The sequence below is a fragment of the Clostridium sp. CM036 genome, assembly GCF_055081135.1.
Genome location: NZ_CM143652.1, coordinates 2632501 through 2650714, shown reverse-complemented (window position 1 = coordinate 2650714; position 18214 = coordinate 2632501). Strand labels below are relative to the sequence as shown.

The 18214-nt window shown below is 41.1% G+C and carries 4 protein-coding genes, 1 tRNA gene and 6 rRNA genes (1 of these 11 cut by a window edge); 9 read left to right on the top strand and 2 right to left on the bottom strand.

The genetic code is table 11. The features are described from left to right. Positions 1 to 101: 101 nt before the first annotated feature. Positions 102 to 1562 (bottom strand): IS1182 family transposase, encoded by a 1461-nt coding sequence (locus ACWJKE_RS12375; RefSeq protein WP_220287894.1) that lies wholly within the window; start codon positions 1560 to 1562, stop codon positions 102 to 104. Between the two features lie 1247 nt (positions 1563 to 2809). On the opposite strand from ACWJKE_RS12375, the gene ACWJKE_RS12370 reads away from it, so the two are divergent. From ACWJKE_RS12370 to rrf (ACWJKE_RS12360), 3 genes are all read left to right on the top strand, one after another. After that, a 16S ribosomal RNA gene (locus tag ACWJKE_RS12370) occupies positions 2810 to 4327 on the top strand. 292 nt (positions 4328 to 4619) lie between these two features. Beyond that, positions 4620 to 7545: ribosomal RNA gene (locus ACWJKE_RS12365) — 23S ribosomal RNA — on the top strand. 116 nt (positions 7546 to 7661) lie between these two features. After that, positions 7662 to 7778: ribosomal RNA gene (gene rrf, locus ACWJKE_RS12360) — 5S ribosomal RNA — on the top strand. Together the 16S, 23S and 5S rRNA genes form the textbook arrangement of a ribosomal RNA operon. 144 nt (positions 7779 to 7922) lie before the next feature. Here the strand turns inward: rrf (ACWJKE_RS12360) and ACWJKE_RS12355 are convergent. Next, positions 7923 to 9383, bottom strand: coding sequence for an IS1182 family transposase (locus ACWJKE_RS12355; protein ID WP_220287894.1), 1461 nt, complete (start codon positions 9381 to 9383; stop codon positions 7923 to 7925). A gap of 583 nt (positions 9384 to 9966) precedes the next feature. On the opposite strand from ACWJKE_RS12355, the gene ltrA reads away from it, so the two are divergent. The 6 genes from ltrA to ACWJKE_RS12325 form a co-directional block, all read left to right on the top strand. Further along, positions 9967 to 11376, top strand: a complete 1410-nt coding sequence (gene ltrA / locus ACWJKE_RS12350; RefSeq protein ID WP_462952630.1) for a group II intron reverse transcriptase/maturase — start codon at positions 9967 to 9969, stop codon at positions 11374 to 11376. Between the two features lie 1168 nt (positions 11377 to 12544). Continuing rightward, positions 12545 to 14062: ribosomal RNA gene (locus ACWJKE_RS12345) — 16S ribosomal RNA — on the top strand. A 292-nt stretch (positions 14063 to 14354) separates the two neighbouring features. Next, a 23S ribosomal RNA gene (locus ACWJKE_RS12340) occupies positions 14355 to 17280 on the top strand. Positions 17281 to 17365: 85 nt separating this feature from the next. Further along, positions 17366 to 17482 (top strand): 5S ribosomal RNA (gene rrf, locus ACWJKE_RS12335). 6 nt (positions 17483 to 17488) lie between these two features. Continuing rightward, positions 17489 to 17564: transfer RNA gene (locus ACWJKE_RS12330), tRNA-Lys, on the top strand. Between the two features lie 130 nt (positions 17565 to 17694). Continuing rightward, a protein-coding gene (locus ACWJKE_RS12325) for a peptidylprolyl isomerase (RefSeq protein WP_165415055.1) crosses the window boundary here: on the top strand, positions 17695 to 18214 show its 5' portion. The gene runs 224 nt beyond the window's last position; the window shows 520 of its 744 coding nt (coding positions 1-520); the start codon lies at positions 17695 to 17697; its stop codon lies beyond the right edge, outside the window.

The following is an 18214-nucleotide window of genomic DNA, read 5'->3' as shown; positions in this document are numbered from 1 at the left end:
TCTTTATTTAGTAGAGTTTTCAAGCTTGAATAGAAAAAGCATGAGATATCCATATTTGGGATATCTCATGCTTTTTATTTTATAATTAAGTTTTAAAAGCCCTATTTCATGCTTTTCAACTTAATTATTCTCTTTAGATTCACAGTGAAGATTGATAATGCACCTTGCATTTGCATGCTAATTAAGCCTGACGATATTGCTACATCATAGCTATGTTGGTGCTTAAGTTCACTGTTTTTAGCCTCTATCATATAACGTTCCCTAGCTCGTTTTTTAAAATATTCACTTTTTTCGAACTCTATTTGATCTTTGTGAGTATTTGACTTTATTGAAACTGAATAAGTTTTAGATTTAGCGCCTTCTTTATAACACCCATCTTTATGAACACAATTTTTACACTTTTCTACATTAAAATAGTAGGTTAGCACTTGATTTTTACCAACATTCTTCTTTCCCTGTTTTGCTTTTTTAATAGCCATATGACCTGCCGGACATACAAATAAACCAGCATCTTTATTAAACTCAAATTCATCTTCTTTTTTTCGCATTCCTTGTGAAATTACAGGATTTAGTCTTGAAATTAATGCAATTTTATTTTCTTTTGTATATTCTAGGTTTTTCTTTTCAGAATAAGCTGTATCTCCAATTACTTCATTTACATCTATACCAGCCTCACGGCTTTTTTCTATTAAGGTTATGAGCTCCTTTCCATCACTTTTTTCGCCAGTTGTAATAACAGCTGCTGTAATTAAACGTTCTTCACTCATAGCAAGGTGTGATTTATATCCAAAAAAAGAACTATCCTCAGTTTTATGCCCCACTTTTGCATCCTCATCTTTTGATATTTTTAGATTTTCTAAGTCATCATTAATAGCTTCCATTAAGTAGTTTAATTTAGTTTTCACAGCTGGATTTGCTGCAGTTTCTGGCTTCTCGTTTATGGTATCAATTAATAATTTGCAGTACTCAAGAATATCTTCAAGTACTCCAGTTGTAACTTTATTAGGTAACTCTTCTTTAATACCAGGATGTACTCCGTACAATGTTTTTCTTAAGTTTTTTGCACGTTTCAATAATTCCTCGCTTGCTGACTTTTGGTTATAACGTGACTTGGTATGCGTAGCATCAACTATTATTGCTTTACTTTTTAAAACTCCCTCTTTTATAGCAAGTTCTACAGTCTTGTTTATTAATAAATCCAATAAATTCATGTCTTTAAGGCGAAGCTTTCTAAATTTAGTTAGTGTACTTGAGTTTATTAAATTTGTTTCTTCTGGGGCTAAATTTAGAAAATATTTAAAGGACATGTCATAAAGAGTTCTTTCAACAACATCTTCATCAGACAATTCATATATTACTTTCAAAAGTAAATATTTAAATAGCATTATGGGGTTAATAGCACCTCTACCCATAGATGAACTATAGTTAATCATCAATTCGTCATAAACAAATGAAAAGTCAACAAGGTCATTAATTTGCTTTAAAATGTTATCTTTCGGAATAATTAACGAATATAAGCTATGGTATGTATTTATTTTTATTTCCAATTGTCCTTTTAGCATAATAGTTTAGCCCCTTTTATTTTATTCTACTATACTAATTCGACATATCTTTTAAAATTCCTTTTTGTTTTTTAGTCTTTTATATAAAAAAATCGCCATCTTTAATTAGATGACGATTTTTCATATAGTTTTTCAGTGGCCTCAGTTATACTTAGCGGTTTTTATTGTGCGCCTGAAATTGGCGCTTACGTGTCGGTGAAAGTCCGATGCGGGGGAATGGTACCAACCGTTAGATTAAGACAAGGGTGTCCACCGTGAGGTGGAATCTGGAGGAAGTCGGCAGCAAAACTCTAGATAGAGAATTGTAGGGGACATATTAATGCTGGATATACATGGGCAGTAGATGTCGACATCTCTAAACACTTTGATACGATAAATCATGATAAGTTAATAAGGATGCTATCGAAAGATATTAAAGATAGTAGAGTAATGTCTCTGATACGAAAGTATCTAGAAAGTGGAGAAATGATAAATGGGATTTTTATTAATACAGAAGAGGGATCTAAATAAATTAATTACTTAGATCCCTCTCGATTGGTTAGAAATAATTAACTATTAAAATTAACACTAAAATTTTAATAGTCTAATGAAGTCGAAATGGCCTTACTTGTTTTGGTAAAGTTGGAATACTTGGAGTATTGATTGAGGAGCTATTTACTTTTATAAGTGGAATAGTTATTATGAAGAATCATGTAAATATATTAACATGACTATTAGTAGCGACGAATTTTGGTAAGCTGTACAAAGGTCTTATAATATTAAACAGAGTATCTAGAACATTAGTATAAATGATACTTACCCATGTGTATCAGGATGCGGAATATTGAATTATTTAGACTTATATGTAGAAATATGAATATAATCTAGCTAGAGTACCTATGTTGTGAAATTATGCTCTTATTTATATGATAGAATACTCCTTGTCGTCACAAACGAGTGCACGATAAACTAAGTGTTGATAACTATTTAATATGTTTTCAAATGAAAATAAGTTTTAAAAAGTTGTTGACAAAACAAGAAATACCTAGTAATATAGTAGAAGTCGTCACATGATGACAAAGCAAATTGGTCTTTGAAAATTAAACAGAGAAATAGGTAAAGATAGCGAAATAATATTTCGTTAAACCAGTTAATTACTTTAGTATAAAGTAAAATTTAGTCGTAAGACTAAAAGTATGTAATGAGCTTGCGTAACAACTTAACAGTTGTCGCAGATTAATCATTTCAACTAAAAAAGTGTAAACTTTTAAATTGAGAGTTTGATCCTGGCTCAGGACGAACGCTGGCGGCGTGCCTAACACATGCAAGTCGAGCGATGAAACCTTTCGGGGTGGATTAGCGGCGGACGGGTGAGTAACACGTGGGTAACCTGCCTCAAAGAGGGGAATAGCCTCCCGAAAGGGAGATTAATACCGCATAATATGTTTTGGTCGCATGATCGAAACATCAAAGGATTTTTCTTCGGAAAATTCCACTTTGAGATGGACCCGCGGCGCATTAGCTAGTTGGTGAGGTAACGGCTCACCAAGGCGACGATGCGTAGCCGACCTGAGAGGGTGATCGGCCACATTGGAACTGAGACACGGTCCAGACTCCTACGGGAGGCAGCAGTGGGGAATATTGCGCAATGGGGGAAACCCTGACGCAGCAACGCCGCGTGAATGATGAAGGCCTTCGGGTTGTAAAGTTCTGTCTTCTGGGACGATAATGACGGTACCAGAGGAGGAAGCCACGGCTAACTACGTGCCAGCAGCCGCGGTAATACGTAGGTGGCAAGCGTTGTCCGGATTTACTGGGCGTAAAGGATGCGTAGGCGGACATTTAAGTCAGATGTGAAATACCCGAGCTTAACTTGGGTGCTGCATTTGAAACTGGGTGTCTAGAGTGCAGGAGAGGTAAGTGGAATTCCTAGTGTAGCGGTGAAATGCGTAGAGATTAGGAAGAACACCAGTGGCGAAGGCGACTTACTGGACTGTAACTGACGCTGAGGCATGAAAGCGTGGGGAGCAAACAGGATTAGATACCCTGGTAGTCCACGCCGTAAACGATGAATACTAGGTGTCGGGGGTCGAACCTCGGTGCCGCCGTTAACACATTAAGTATTCCGCCTGGGGAGTACGATCGCAAGATTAAAACTCAAAGGAATTGACGGGGGCCCGCACAAGCAGCGGAGCATGTGGTTTAATTCGAAGCAACGCGAAGAACCTTACCTAGACTTGACATCCCCTGCATAACCCAGAGATGGGCGAAGTCCTTCGGGACAGGGTGACAGGTGGTGCATGGTTGTCGTCAGCTCGTGTCGTGAGATGTTGGGTTAAGTCCCGCAACGAGCGCAACCCTTATCATTAGTTGCTACCATTAAGTTGAGCACTCTAGTGAGACTGCCCGGGTTAACCGGGAGGAAGGTGGGGATGACGTCAAATCATCATGCCCCTTATGTCTAGGGCTACACACGTGCTACAATGGTGAGTACAAAGAGATGCAAGACCGCAAGGTGGAGCCAAACTCAAAAACTCATCCCAGTTCGGATTGTAGGCTGCAACTCGCCTACATGAAGCCGGAGTTGCTAGTAATCGCGAATCAGCATGTCGCGGTGAATACGTTCCCGGGCCTTGTACACACCGCCCGTCACACCATGAGAGTTGGTAACACCCGAAGTCCGTGAGGTAACCGTAAGGAGCCAGCGGCCGAAGGTGGGATTGATGATTGGGGTGAAGTCGTAACAAGGTAGCCGTAGGAGAACCTGCGGCTGGATCACCTCCTTTCTAGGGAGTAGATGTATTGACTTCGGTCGATGCAATAGAAGAATATTAATTTGTTCTTCAAAAATATCTATTGTAATTAATCGTACCTAGTTCTCTGTTTAATTTTGAGAGACTAATTTTATCTAACTCTTAGGAGTTAGATAATGAATAGTTTTTCTTAAAATGTTCTTTGAAAATTGCACAGTGAAAAAAGTTGTTTTAAAAAAATTAAAACTACGCAAGTAGTTTATAAATTGATTTAATACAATTTCGCAAAATTAATATAACCGTCTATGTAAATAGACAGAATCAAGGTCAAGCTACAAAGGGCGCATGGCGAATGCCTTGGCACTAGGAGCCGAAGAAGGACGCGTTAAGCTGCGATAAGCTTTGGGTAGGCGCAAATAGCCTGTGATCCAAAGATTTCCGAATGGGGGAACCCACATAGTAACAACTATGTACTGCATACTGAATAAATAGGTATGCAGAGGTAGACCCGGGGAACTGAAACATCTAAGTACCCGGAGGAAGAGAAAGAAACATCGATTTCCTAAGTAGCGGCGAGCGAAAGGGAAAGAGCCCAAACCCAGGTCTTTGATCTGGGGGTTGAGGATAGATCATAAATACTGCAATTCCTTAATTGAAGATAGCTGGAAAGCTGCTCCGCAGAAGGTAATAGGCCTGTAAATGAAAAGGAAAAACAGTCAGATCTAATCCAGAGTACCACGAGACACGTGAAACCTTGTGGGAAGCTGGGAGGACCACCTCCCAAGGCTAAATACTACCTAGTGACCGATAGTGAAGAAGTACCGTGAGGGAAAGGTGAAAAGAACCCCGGAAGGGGAGTGAAATAGAACCTGAAACCGTGTGCCTACAACCGGTCGAAGCACTTTATATGTGTGACGGCGTGCTTTTTGTAGAACGAGCCAACGAGTTACGATATGTAGCAAGGTTAAGTACTTAAGGTACGGAGCCGAAGGGAAACCAAGTCTGAATAGGGCGCATAGTTGCATGTCGTAGACCCGAAACCGGGTGACCTATCCATGGCCAGGATGAAGCGGAAGTAAAATTCCGTGGAGGTCCGAACCACGTTGGTGTTGAAAAACCATGGGATGAGCTGTGGATAGCGGAGAAATTCCAATCGAACTCGGAGATAGCTGGTTCTCCTCGAAATAGCTTTAGGGCTAGCGTCGATTAATTGAGTAATGGAGGTAGAGCACTGAATGGGCTAGGGGCTGACAACAGTTACTGAACCCTATCAAACTCCGAATGCCATATACTTTTATTTCGGCAGTCAGACTGCGAATGATAAGATCCGTAGTCAAAAGGGAAACAGCCCAGACCATCAGCTAAGGTCCCAAAGTGTAAGTTAAGTGGAAAAGGATGTGGGATTTCTAAGACAACTAGGATGTTGGCTCAGAAGCAGCCACTCATTTAAAGAGTGCGTAATAGCTCACTAGTCAAGAGATCCTGCGCCGAAGATGTCCGGGGCTAAAACTTACCACCGAAGCTATGGGTGTACACAATTGTGTACGCGGTAGAGGAGCTTTCTGTACTGGCTGAAGTCATACCGTAAGGAGTGGTGGACGGTACAGAAGTGAGAATGTTGGCATGAGTAGCGAGAGTTAAGTGAGAATCTTAACGGTCGAAAACCTAAGGTTTCCTGAGGAAGGCTCGTCCTCTCAGGGTTAGTCGGGACCTAAGCCGAGGCCGAAAGGCGTAGGTGATGGACAATCGGTTGATATTCCGATACCACCAATGGACGTTATTAGAAATGGGATGACGCAGGAGGATAAGATGTGCACACTATTGGATGTGTGTCTAAGCATTTAGGCGGAGCAAGCAGGCAAATCCGTTTGCTCTTAACGCTGAGATGTGATGGGGAAGGGAATTTATTCCCGAAGTATCTGATTCCACGCTGCCAAGAAAAGTCTCTATCGAGGATATTGGTGCCCGTACCGCAAACCGACACAGGTAGGTGAGGAGAGAATCCTAAGACCATCGGAAGAATTGTTGTTAAGGAACTCGGCAAATTGACCCCGTAACTTCGGGAGAAGGGGTGCCTACGTAAGTAGGTCGCAGAGAATAGGCCCAAGCAACTGTTTAGCAAAAACACAGGTCTCTGCTAAAGCGAAAGCTGATGTATAGGGGCTGACGCCTGCCCGGTGCTGGAAGGTTAAGGGGATTACTTAGCGCAAGCGAAGGTATGAACTTAAGCCCCAGTAAACGGCGGCCGTAACTATAACGGTCCTAAGGTAGCGAAATTCCTTGTCGGGTAAGTTCCGACCCGCACGAATGGCGTAATGATTTGGGCACTGTCTCAACAACACATCCGGCGAAATTGTAGTGCAAGTGAAGATGCTTGCTACCCGCGATTGGACGGAAAGACCCCGTAGAGCTTTACTGTAGCTTAGCATTGAATTTCGGTATTGTCTGTACAGGATAGGTGGGAGACTGAGAAACATGGGCGTCAGCCTGTGTGGAGTCATCCTTGGGATACCACCCTGACAGTACTGAGGTTCTAACTGGAGGCCATGAATCTGGTCACAGGACATTGTTAGGTGGGCAGTTTGACTGGGGCGGTCGCCTCCAAAAAAGTAACGGAGGCGCCCAAAGGTTCCCTCAGCGCGGTTGGAAATCGCGCGAAGAGTGCAAAGGCAGAAGGGAGCCTGACTGCGACACTTACAAGTGGAGCAGGGACGAAAGTCGGGCTTAGTGATCCGGTGGTACCTCGTGGGAGGGCCATCGCTCAACGGATAAAAGCTACCTCGGGGATAACAGGCTGATCTCCCCCAAGAGTCCACATCGACGGGGAGGTTTGGCACCTCGATGTCGGCTCGTCGCATCCTGGGGCTGAAGTAGGTCCCAAGGGTTGGGCTGTTCGCCCATTAAAGCGGCACGCGAGCTGGGTTCAGAACGTCGTGAGACAGTTCGGTCCCTATCCGTCGCGGGCGTAGGAAATTTGAAGGGAGCTGTCCTTAGTACGAGAGGACCGGGATGGACAAACCTCTGGTGCACCAGTTGTCACGCCAGTGGCATCGCTGGGTAGCTATGTTTGGAAGGGATAAACGCTGAAAGCATCTAAGCGTGAAGCCCACCCTGAGATGAGATTTCCCATAACTCGCACGTAAGTGCGATGTTAGTAAGACTCCTGGAAGACCACCAGGTTGATAGGTTAGAGGTGTAAGCATGGTAACATGTTCAGCTGACTAATACTAATAAGTCGAGGGCTTGACCTAAATATATAATTAAAAGTAATGCGATATACTTCTTTCGTAAGAAAGAAGCGAGGCTTTGAGCGTGAGCGAAAAGACTAATTCACTGTGCAATTTTCAGAGAATATTTATATTCTCAATCTGGTGATTATGGCATGAAGGTAACACCCGTTCCCATACCGAACACGAAGGTTAAGCTTCAATGCGCCGATGGTACTGCAGGGGTGACCTTGTGGAAGAGTAGGTTGTCGCCAGGTAAGAAAAAACCGCTAAGTTATACGAGGCCGCTGAAAAAAGCACTCTTTATTTAGTAGAGTTTTCAAGCTTGAATAGAAAAAGCATGAGATATCCATATTTGGGATATCTCATGCTTTTTATTTTATAATTAAGTTTTAAAAGCCCTATTTCATGCTTTTCAACTTAATTATTCTCTTTAGATTCACAGTGAAGATTGATAATGCACCTTGCATTTGCATGCTAATTAAGCCTGACGATATTGCTACATCATAGCTATGTTGGTGCTTAAGTTCACTGTTTTTAGCCTCTATCATATAACGTTCCCTAGCTCGTTTTTTAAAATATTCACTTTTTTCGAACTCTATTTGATCTTTGTGAGTATTTGACTTTATTGAAACTGAATAAGTTTTAGATTTAGCGCCTTCTTTATAACACCCATCTTTATGAACACAATTTTTACACTTTTCTACATTAAAATAGTAGGTTAGCACTTGATTTTTACCAACATTCTTCTTTCCCTGTTTTGCTTTTTTAATAGCCATATGACCTGCCGGACATACAAATAAACCAGCATCTTTATTAAACTCAAATTCATCTTCTTTTTTTCGCATTCCTTGTGAAATTACAGGATTTAGTCTTGAAATTAATGCAATTTTATTTTCTTTTGTATATTCTAGGTTTTTCTTTTCAGAATAAGCTGTATCTCCAATTACTTCATTTACATCTATACCAGCCTCACGGCTTTTTTCTATTAAGGTTATGAGCTCCTTTCCATCACTTTTTTCGCCAGTTGTAATAACAGCTGCTGTAATTAAACGTTCTTCACTCATAGCAAGGTGTGATTTATATCCAAAAAAAGAACTATCCTCAGTTTTATGCCCCACTTTTGCATCCTCATCTTTTGATATTTTTAGATTTTCTAAGTCATCATTAATAGCTTCCATTAAGTAGTTTAATTTAGTTTTCACAGCTGGATTTGCTGCAGTTTCTGGCTTCTCGTTTATGGTATCAATTAATAATTTGCAGTACTCAAGAATATCTTCAAGTACTCCAGTTGTAACTTTATTAGGTAACTCTTCTTTAATACCAGGATGTACTCCGTACAATGTTTTTCTTAAGTTTTTTGCACGTTTCAATAATTCCTCGCTTGCTGACTTTTGGTTATAACGTGACTTGGTATGCGTAGCATCAACTATTATTGCTTTACTTTTTAAAACTCCCTCTTTTATAGCAAGTTCTACAGTCTTGTTTATTAATAAATCCAATAAATTCATGTCTTTAAGGCGAAGCTTTCTAAATTTAGTTAGTGTACTTGAGTTTATTAAATTTGTTTCTTCTGGGGCTAAATTTAGAAAATATTTAAAGGACATGTCATAAAGAGTTCTTTCAACAACATCTTCATCAGACAATTCATATATTACTTTCAAAAGTAAATATTTAAATAGCATTATGGGGTTAATAGCACCTCTACCCATAGATGAACTATAGTTAATCATCAATTCGTCATAAACAAATGAAAAGTCAACAAGGTCATTAATTTGCTTTAAAATGTTATCTTTCGGAATAATTAACGAATATAAGCTATGGTATGTATTTATTTTTATTTCCAATTGTCCTTTTAGCATAATAGTTTAGCCCCTTTTATTTTATTCTACTATACTAATTCGACATATCTTTTAAAATTCCTTTTTGTTTTTTAGTCTTTTATATAAAAAAATCGCCATCTTTAATTAGATGACGATTTTTCATATAGTTTTTCAGTGGCCTCAGTTATACTTAGCGGTTTTTATTGTGCGCCCGGCATGGGCGCAATCTAATGGGTGAAAGTCCCTAGCACGGGTTAATAGTGCCAAGTGCATAGCTTAAGACAAGGGTGTCCATCGTGAGATGGAATCTGAAGGAAGTTGGCGGCCAAACTCCGGTCTGACGAACAGAAACTACATATAAGGCATATGCTTGTGGGTAAGTTTGCAATACAAAACGAAGCCCAAAACTATTCGAAACAAGTGGTGTAAATGTAGCAGATAGATGGAGTGAAAGATTGCGTTCTTACCCGGGGAGATCTGATAGGTAAGTTGTGGATATGAATTTAGAAATAACAACCCATACAGTGATGTATGGCTGAACTATCAGAAGTCAGCAGACGTCATAGTACCATGCAAAACGCGTTAGCGTGGGAAGGACTGAACAATAGGAGGTTTTGGAATTTTGAAGGATACGAGAAAATATGATAAAAGCAGACAACTTCATAAAGAAGGCTCTCTACGAGAGAATAGAGTGGAACTCGAAGGTAATGTAGAAGTGCATAGTATTTCCTCTATGTCAGAAGAAGGAAGAAACGATGTGAATGAATATGATAATGGTTTACTCGAGCAGATATTATCGAGAGATAATATGAATAAAGCATATAAAAGAGTAAAAGCCAATAAAGGAAGTCATGGGATTGATGGTTTGACAGTAGATGAACTTCTACATTATCTAAAAGAGCATGGACAAGAATTAAGGCAATCATTATTAGAAAGTAGATATAGACCTCTAGCCGTAAGAAGGGTAGAAATACCAAAACCTGACGGTGGAATTAGGCTACTTGGAATACCTACTGTATTAGATAGAGTTATTCAACAAGCGATATCACAAACTCTAATACCAATATATGAAAAGAAATTTTCTGATAATAGTTACGGTTTTAGACCTTTAAGAAGTGGAAAACAAGCTGTTGAAAAATGTAGGGGATATATTAATGCTGGACATACATGGACGGTGAATATAGACCTTTCTAAATACTTTGATACGATAAATCATGATAAATTAATAAGGATACTATCGGAAGATATTAAAGATAGTAGAGTAATTTCTCTGATACGAAAGTATCTACAAAGTGGAGTGATGATAAATGGGGTATTTATGAATACAGAAGAAGGAGCACCTCAAGGCGGGCCTTTGTCCCCATTATTAAGTAACGTAATGTTACATGAACTCGATGTAGAACTAACAAAACGAGGACTAAACTTTTGTAGATATGCTGATGATGCGAATATATACGTCAAAAGTGAGAAATCAGCAAATAGAGTAATGAAGAGTATTACGAGATTTATTGAGGAAAAGTTAAAGCTTAGAGTGAATAAAGAAAAGAGTACAGTAGATAGACCTTGGAAACTTAAATTTTTAGGATTTTCATTTTACCGAGCAAAAGGTGAATACAGAATGAGAGTTCCTCAAAAACCTATAATCAAATTCAAAGCAAAGCTAAAAGAATTAACTTCAAGAAGTAATGCGATGAGCATGAAATATAGGTTTATGAAACTTAAGCAAGTGATAGTTGGATGGATAAATTATTTTGCTATTGCAGACATTAAAAGTATTCTTAAAACACTTGATGAATGGTTAAGGCGAAGAATTAGAATGTGTTTTTGGAAACAATGGAAAAAGATTAAAACAAAATATGGGAACCTTGTTAAATTAGGAATACCAAACAATAAAGCTTTGCAATATGCAAATACAAGGAAAGGCTATTGGAGAACATCCAATAGCCCTATATTAAACAAAACATTGACCAATAAATACCTTAAAAATATAGGATTAGTTTCTATATCTGAGACATATTTATTAAAACATTAATTTCTATTGAACCGCCGTGTACCGAACGGTATGCACGGTGGTGTGAGAGGTCGCTAAATAAATTAATTATTTAGCTCCTACTCGATTGTGTGCCTGAAATTGGCGCTTACTTGTCGGTGAAAGTCCGATGCGGGGGAATGGTACCAACCGTTAGATTAAGACAAGGGTGTCCACCGTGAGGTGGAATCTGGAGGAAGTCGGCAGCAAAACTCTAGATAGAGAATTGTAGGGGACATATTAATGCTGGATATACATGGGCAGTAGATGTCGACATCTCTAAACACTTTGATACGATAAATCATGATAAGTTAATAAGGATGCTATCGAAAGATATTAAAGATAGTAGAGTAATGTCTCTGATACGAAAGTATCTAGAAAGTGGAGAAATGATAAATGGGATTTTTATTAATACAGAAGAGGGATCTAAATAAATTAATTACTTAGATCCCTCTCGATTGGTTAGAAATAATTAACTATTAAAATTAACACTAAAATTTTAATAGTCTAATGAAGTCGAAATGGCCTTACTTGTTTTGGTAAAGTTGGAATACTTGGAGTATTGATTGAGGAGCTATTTACTTTTATAAGTGGAATAGTTATTATGAAGAATCATGTAAATATATTAACATGACTATTAGTAGCGACGAATTTTGGTAAGCTGTACAAAGGTCTTATAATATTAAACAGAGTATCTAGAACATTAGTATAAATGATACTTACCCATGTGTATCAGGATGCGGAATATTGAATTATTTAGACTTATATGTAGAAATATGAATATAATCTAGCTAGAGTACCTATGTTGTGAAATTATGCTCTTATTTATATGATAGAATACTCCTTGTCGTCACAAACGAGTGCACGATAAACTAAGTGTTGATAACTATTTAATATGTTTTCAAATGAAAATAAGTTTTAAAAAGTTGTTGACAAAACAAGAAATACCTAGTAATATAGTAGAAGTCGTCACATGATGACAAAGTAAATTGGTCTTTGAAAATTAAACAGAGAAATAGGTAAAGATAGCGAAATAATATTTCGCTAAACCAGTTAATTACTTTAGTATAAAGTAAAATTTAGTCGTAAGACTAAAAGTATGTAATGAGCTTGCGTAACAACTTAACAGTTGTCGCAGATTAATCATTTCAACTAAAAAAGTGTAAACTTTTAAATTGAGAGTTTGATCCTGGCTCAGGACGAACGCTGGCGGCGTGCCTAACACATGCAAGTCGAGCGATGAAACCTTTCGGGGTGGATTAGCGGCGGACGGGTGAGTAACACGTGGGTAACCTGCCTCAAAGAGGGGAATAGCCTCCCGAAAGGGAGATTAATACCGCATAATATGTTTTGGTCGCATGATCGAAACATCAAAGGATTTTTCTTCGGAAAATTCCACTTTGAGATGGACCCGCGGCGCATTAGCTAGTTGGTGAGGTAACGGCTCACCAAGGCGACGATGCGTAGCCGACCTGAGAGGGTGATCGGCCACATTGGAACTGAGACACGGTCCAGACTCCTACGGGAGGCAGCAGTGGGGAATATTGCGCAATGGGGGAAACCCTGACGCAGCAACGCCGCGTGAATGATGAAGGCCTTCGGGTTGTAAAGTTCTGTCTTCTGGGACGATAATGACGGTACCAGAGGAGGAAGCCACGGCTAACTACGTGCCAGCAGCCGCGGTAATACGTAGGTGGCAAGCGTTGTCCGGATTTACTGGGCGTAAAGGATGCGTAGGCGGACATTTAAGTCAGATGTGAAATACCCGAGCTTAACTTGGGTGCTGCATTTGAAACTGGGTGTCTAGAGTGCAGGAGAGGTAAGTGGAATTCCTAGTGTAGCGGTGAAATGCGTAGAGATTAGGAAGAACACCAGTGGCGAAGGCGACTTACTGGACTGTAACTGACGCTGAGGCATGAAAGCGTGGGGAGCAAACAGGATTAGATACCCTGGTAGTCCACGCCGTAAACGATGAATACTAGGTGTCGGGGGTCGAACCTCGGTGCCGCCGTTAACACATTAAGTATTCCGCCTGGGGAGTACGATCGCAAGATTAAAACTCAAAGGAATTGACGGGGGCCCGCACAAGCAGCGGAGCATGTGGTTTAATTCGAAGCAACGCGAAGAACCTTACCTAGACTTGACATCCCCTGCATAACCCAGAGATGGGCGAAGTCCTTCGGGACAGGGTGACAGGTGGTGCATGGTTGTCGTCAGCTCGTGTCGTGAGATGTTGGGTTAAGTCCCGCAACGAGCGCAACCCTTATCATTAGTTGCTACCATTAAGTTGAGCACTCTAGTGAGACTGCCCGGGTTAACCGGGAGGAAGGTGGGGATGACGTCAAATCATCATGCCCCTTATGTCTAGGGCTACACACGTGCTACAATGGTGAGTACAAAGAGATGCAAGACCGCAAGGTGGAGCCAAACTCAAAAACTCATCCCAGTTCGGATTGTAGGCTGCAACTCGCCTACATGAAGCCGGAGTTGCTAGTAATCGCGAATCAGCATGTCGCGGTGAATACGTTCCCGGGCCTTGTACACACCGCCCGTCACACCATGAGAGTTGGTAACACCCGAAGTCCGTGAGGTAACCGTAAGGAGCCAGCGGCCGAAGGTGGGATTGATGATTGGGGTGAAGTCGTAACAAGGTAGCCGTAGGAGAACCTGCGGCTGGATCACCTCCTTTCTAGGGAGTAGATGTATTGACTTCGGTCGATGCAATAGAAGAATATTAATTTGTTCTTCAAAAATATCTATTGTAATTAATCGTACCTAGTTCTCTGTTTAATTTTGAGAGACTAATTTTATCTAACTCTTAGGAGTTAGATAATGAATAGTTTTTCTTAAAATGTTCTTTGAAAATTGCACAGTGAAAAAAGTTGTTTTAAAAAAATTAAAACTACGCAAGTAGTTTATAAATTGATTTAATACAATTTCGCAAAATTAATATAACCGTCTATGTAAATAGACAGAATCAAGGTCAAGCTACAAAGGGCGCATGGCGAATGCCTTGGCACTAGGAGCCGAAGAAGGACGCGTTAAGCTGCGATAAGCTTTGGGTAGGCGCAAATAGCCTGTGATCCAAAGATTTCCGAATGGGGGAACCCACATAGTAACAACTATGTACTGCATACTGAATAAATAGGTATGCAGAGGTAGACCCGGGGAACTGAAACATCTAAGTACCCGGAGGAAGAGAAAGAAACATCGATTTCCTAAGTAGCGGCGAGCGAAAGGGAAAGAGCCCAAACCCAGGTCTTTGATCTGGGGGTTGAGGATAGATCATAAATACTGCAATTCCTTAATTGAAGATAGCTGGAAAGCTGCTCCGCAGAAGGTAATAGGCCTGTAAATGAAAAGGAAAAACAGTCAGATCTAATCCAGAGTACCACGAGACACGTGAAACCTTGTGGGAAGCTGGGAGGACCACCTCCCAAGGCTAAATACTACCTAGTGACCGATAGTGAAGAAGTACCGTGAGGGAAAGGTGAAAAGAACCCCGGAAGGGGAGTGAAATAGAACCTGAAACCGTGTGCCTACAACCGGTCGAAGCACTTTATATGTGTGACGGCGTGCTTTTTGTAGAACGAGCCAACGAGTTACGATATGTAGCAAGGTTAAGTACTTAAGGTACGGAGCCGAAGGGAAACCAAGTCTGAATAGGGCGCATAGTTGCATGTCGTAGACCCGAAACCGGGTGACCTATCCATGGCCAGGATGAAGCGGAAGTAAAATTCCGTGGAGGTCCGAACCACGTTGGTGTTGAAAAACCATGGGATGAGCTGTGGATAGCGGAGAAATTCCAATCGAACTCGGAGATAGCTGGTTCTCCTCGAAATAGCTTTAGGGCTAGCGTCGATTAATTGAGTAATGGAGGTAGAGCACTGAATGGGCTAGGGGCTGACAACAGTTACTGAACCCTATCAAACTCCGAATGCCATATACTTTTATTTCGGCAGTCAGACTGCGAATGATAAGATCCGTAGTCAAAAGGGAAACAGCCCAGACCATCAGCTAAGGTCCCAAAGTGTAAGTTAAGTGGAAAAGGATGTGGGATTTCTAAGACAACTAGGATGTTGGCTCAGAAGCAGCCACTCATTTAAAGAGTGCGTAATAGCTCACTAGTCAAGAGATCCTGCGCCGAAGATGTCCGGGGCTAAAACTTACCACCGAAGCTATGGGTGTACACAATTGTGTACGCGGTAGAGGAGCTTTCTGTACTGGCTGAAGTCATACCGTAAGGAGTGGTGGACGGTACAGAAGTGAGAATGTTGGCATGAGTAGCGAGAGTTAAGTGAGAATCTTAACGGTCGAAAACCTAAGGTTTCCTGAGGAAGGCTCGTCCTCTCAGGGTTAGTCGGGACCTAAGCCGAGGCCGAAAGGCGTAGGTGATGGACAATCGGTTGATATTCCGATACCACCAATGGACGTTATTAGAAATGGGATGACGCAGGAGGATAAGATGTGCACACTATTGGATGTGTGTCTAAGCATTTAGGCGGAGCAAGCAGGCAAATCCGTTTGCTCTTAACGCTGAGATGTGATGGGGAAGGGAATTTATTCCCGAAGTATCTGATTCCACGCTGCCAAGAAAAGTCTCTATCGAGGATATTGGTGCCCGTACCGCAAACCGACACAGGTAGGTGAGGAGAGAATCCTAAGACCATCGGAAGAATTGTTGTTAAGGAACTCGGCAAATTGACCCCGTAACTTCGGGAGAAGGGGTGCCTACGTAAGTAGGTCGCAGAGAATAGGCCCAAGCAACTGTTTAGCAAAAACACAGGTCTCTGCTAAAGCGAAAGCTGATGTATAGGGGCTGACGCCTGCCCGGTGCTGGAAGGTTAAGGGGATTACTTAGCGCAAGCGAAGGTATGAACTTAAGCCCCAGTAAACGGCGGCCGTAACTATAACGGTCCTAAGGTAGCGAAATTCCTTGTCGGGTAAGTTCCGACCCGCACGAATGGCGTAATGATTTGGGCACTGTCTCAACAACACATCCGGCGAAATTGTAGTGCAAGTGAAGATGCTTGCTACCCGCGATTGGACGGAAAGACCCCGTAGAGCTTTACTGTAGCTTAGCATTGAATTTCGGTATTGTCTGTACAGGATAGGTGGGAGACTGAGAAACATGGGCGTCAGCCTGTGTGGAGTCATCCTTGGGATACCACCCTGACAGTACTGAGGTTCTAACTGGAGGCCATGAATCTGGTCACAGGACATTGTTAGGTGGGCAGTTTGACTGGGGCGGTCGCCTCCAAAAAAGTAACGGAGGCGCCCAAAGGTTCCCTCAGCGCGGTTGGAAATCGCGCGAAGAGTGCAAAGGCAGAAGGGAGCCTGACTGCGACACTTACAAGTGGAGCAGGGACGAAAGTCGGGCTTAGTGATCCGGTGGTACCTCGTGGGAGGGCCATCGCTCAACGGATAAAAGCTACCTCGGGGATAACAGGCTGATCTCCCCCAAGAGTCCACATCGACGGGGAGGTTTGGCACCTCGATGTCGGCTCGTCGCATCCTGGGGCTGAAGTAGGTCCCAAGGGTTGGGCTGTTCGCCCATTAAAGCGGCACGCGAGCTGGGTTCAGAACGTCGTGAGACAGTTCGGTCCCTATCCGTCGCGGGCGTAGGAAATTTGAAGGGAGCTGTCCTTAGTACGAGAGGACCGGGATGGACAAACCTCTGGTGCACCAGTTGTCACGCCAGTGGCATCGCTGGGTAGCTATGTTTGGAAGGGATAAACGCTGAAAGCATCTAAGCGTGAAGCCCACCCTGAGATGAGATTTCCCATAACTCGCACGTAAGTGCGATGTTAGTAAGACTCCTGGAAGACCACCAGGTTGATAGGTTAGAGGTGTAAGCATGGTAACATGTTCAGCTGACTAATACTAATAAGTCGAGGGCTTGACCTAAATAATTAGAAATAACGCGAAGCTTCGGACGTAAGGAAGAAGACTAATTCACTGTGCAATTTTCAGAGAATATTTATATTCTCAATCTGGTGATTATGGCATGAAGGTAACACCCGTTCCCATACCGAACACGAAGGTTAAGCTTCAATGCGCCGATGGTACTGCAGGGGTGACCTTGTGGAAGAGTAGGTTGTCGCCAGGTAAACATGGTTTACTAGCTCAGTTGGTAGAGCACATGACTTTTAATCATGGTGTCCGGGGTTCGATTCCCCGGTAAGCCACCAAAAAAGTACTTCTTTATGAAGTGCTTTTTTTATTTTTAAATAACATTTTATTGATTGTGTTTTTTCATTATTTTTATGGTATCATGATAATGAAGATATATAATTATAATAATTTTAAAGGAGAGTAATTATGGAGAATAAAGTTTTAGCTATAGTAAATGGAAGTAAAATAACTGAAAAAGATATAAAAAGATCATTATTAAGATTTCCACAGGAAACGCAAGAGCACTACAAAACAGAAGAAGGTAAAAAACAATTTTTAGATCAAATGATAAATTTTGAATTAATATATAATTATGCTCTTGATAATGATATGGAGAAAGATGCAGACTATATAGAACAAATGAAGTTGATAGAAAAAGATGTTTTAATACAAGCAGGCGTCAAAAATATAATGGCTGATTTAGATATAACAGAGGAAGAGATCCAAAAGTACTATAAAGATAACAGTCAAATGTTTAAAAGTGGCGAGACTGCATCAGCTAAACATATATTAGTAGATACCCTAGAGCAAATGCAAGAAATTAAAGTGGAAATAACTAATGGAATGTCTTTTGAGGAAGCCGCTAAAAAATATTCTAAATGTCCATCATCAGCGCAAGGTGGTAGTTTAGGTAGTTTTACTAGAGGTAGAATGGTTCCTGAATTTG

What these genes read in the sequence shown, in the direction of transcription:
- ACWJKE_RS12355 (WP_220287894.1), bottom strand. Translation starts at nt 9,383, where the DNA reads ATGCTAAAAGGACAATTGGAAATAAAAATAAATACATACCATAGCTTA.
- ACWJKE_RS12375 (WP_220287894.1), bottom strand. Translation starts at nt 1,562, where the DNA reads ATGCTAAAAGGACAATTGGAAATAAAAATAAATACATACCATAGCTTA.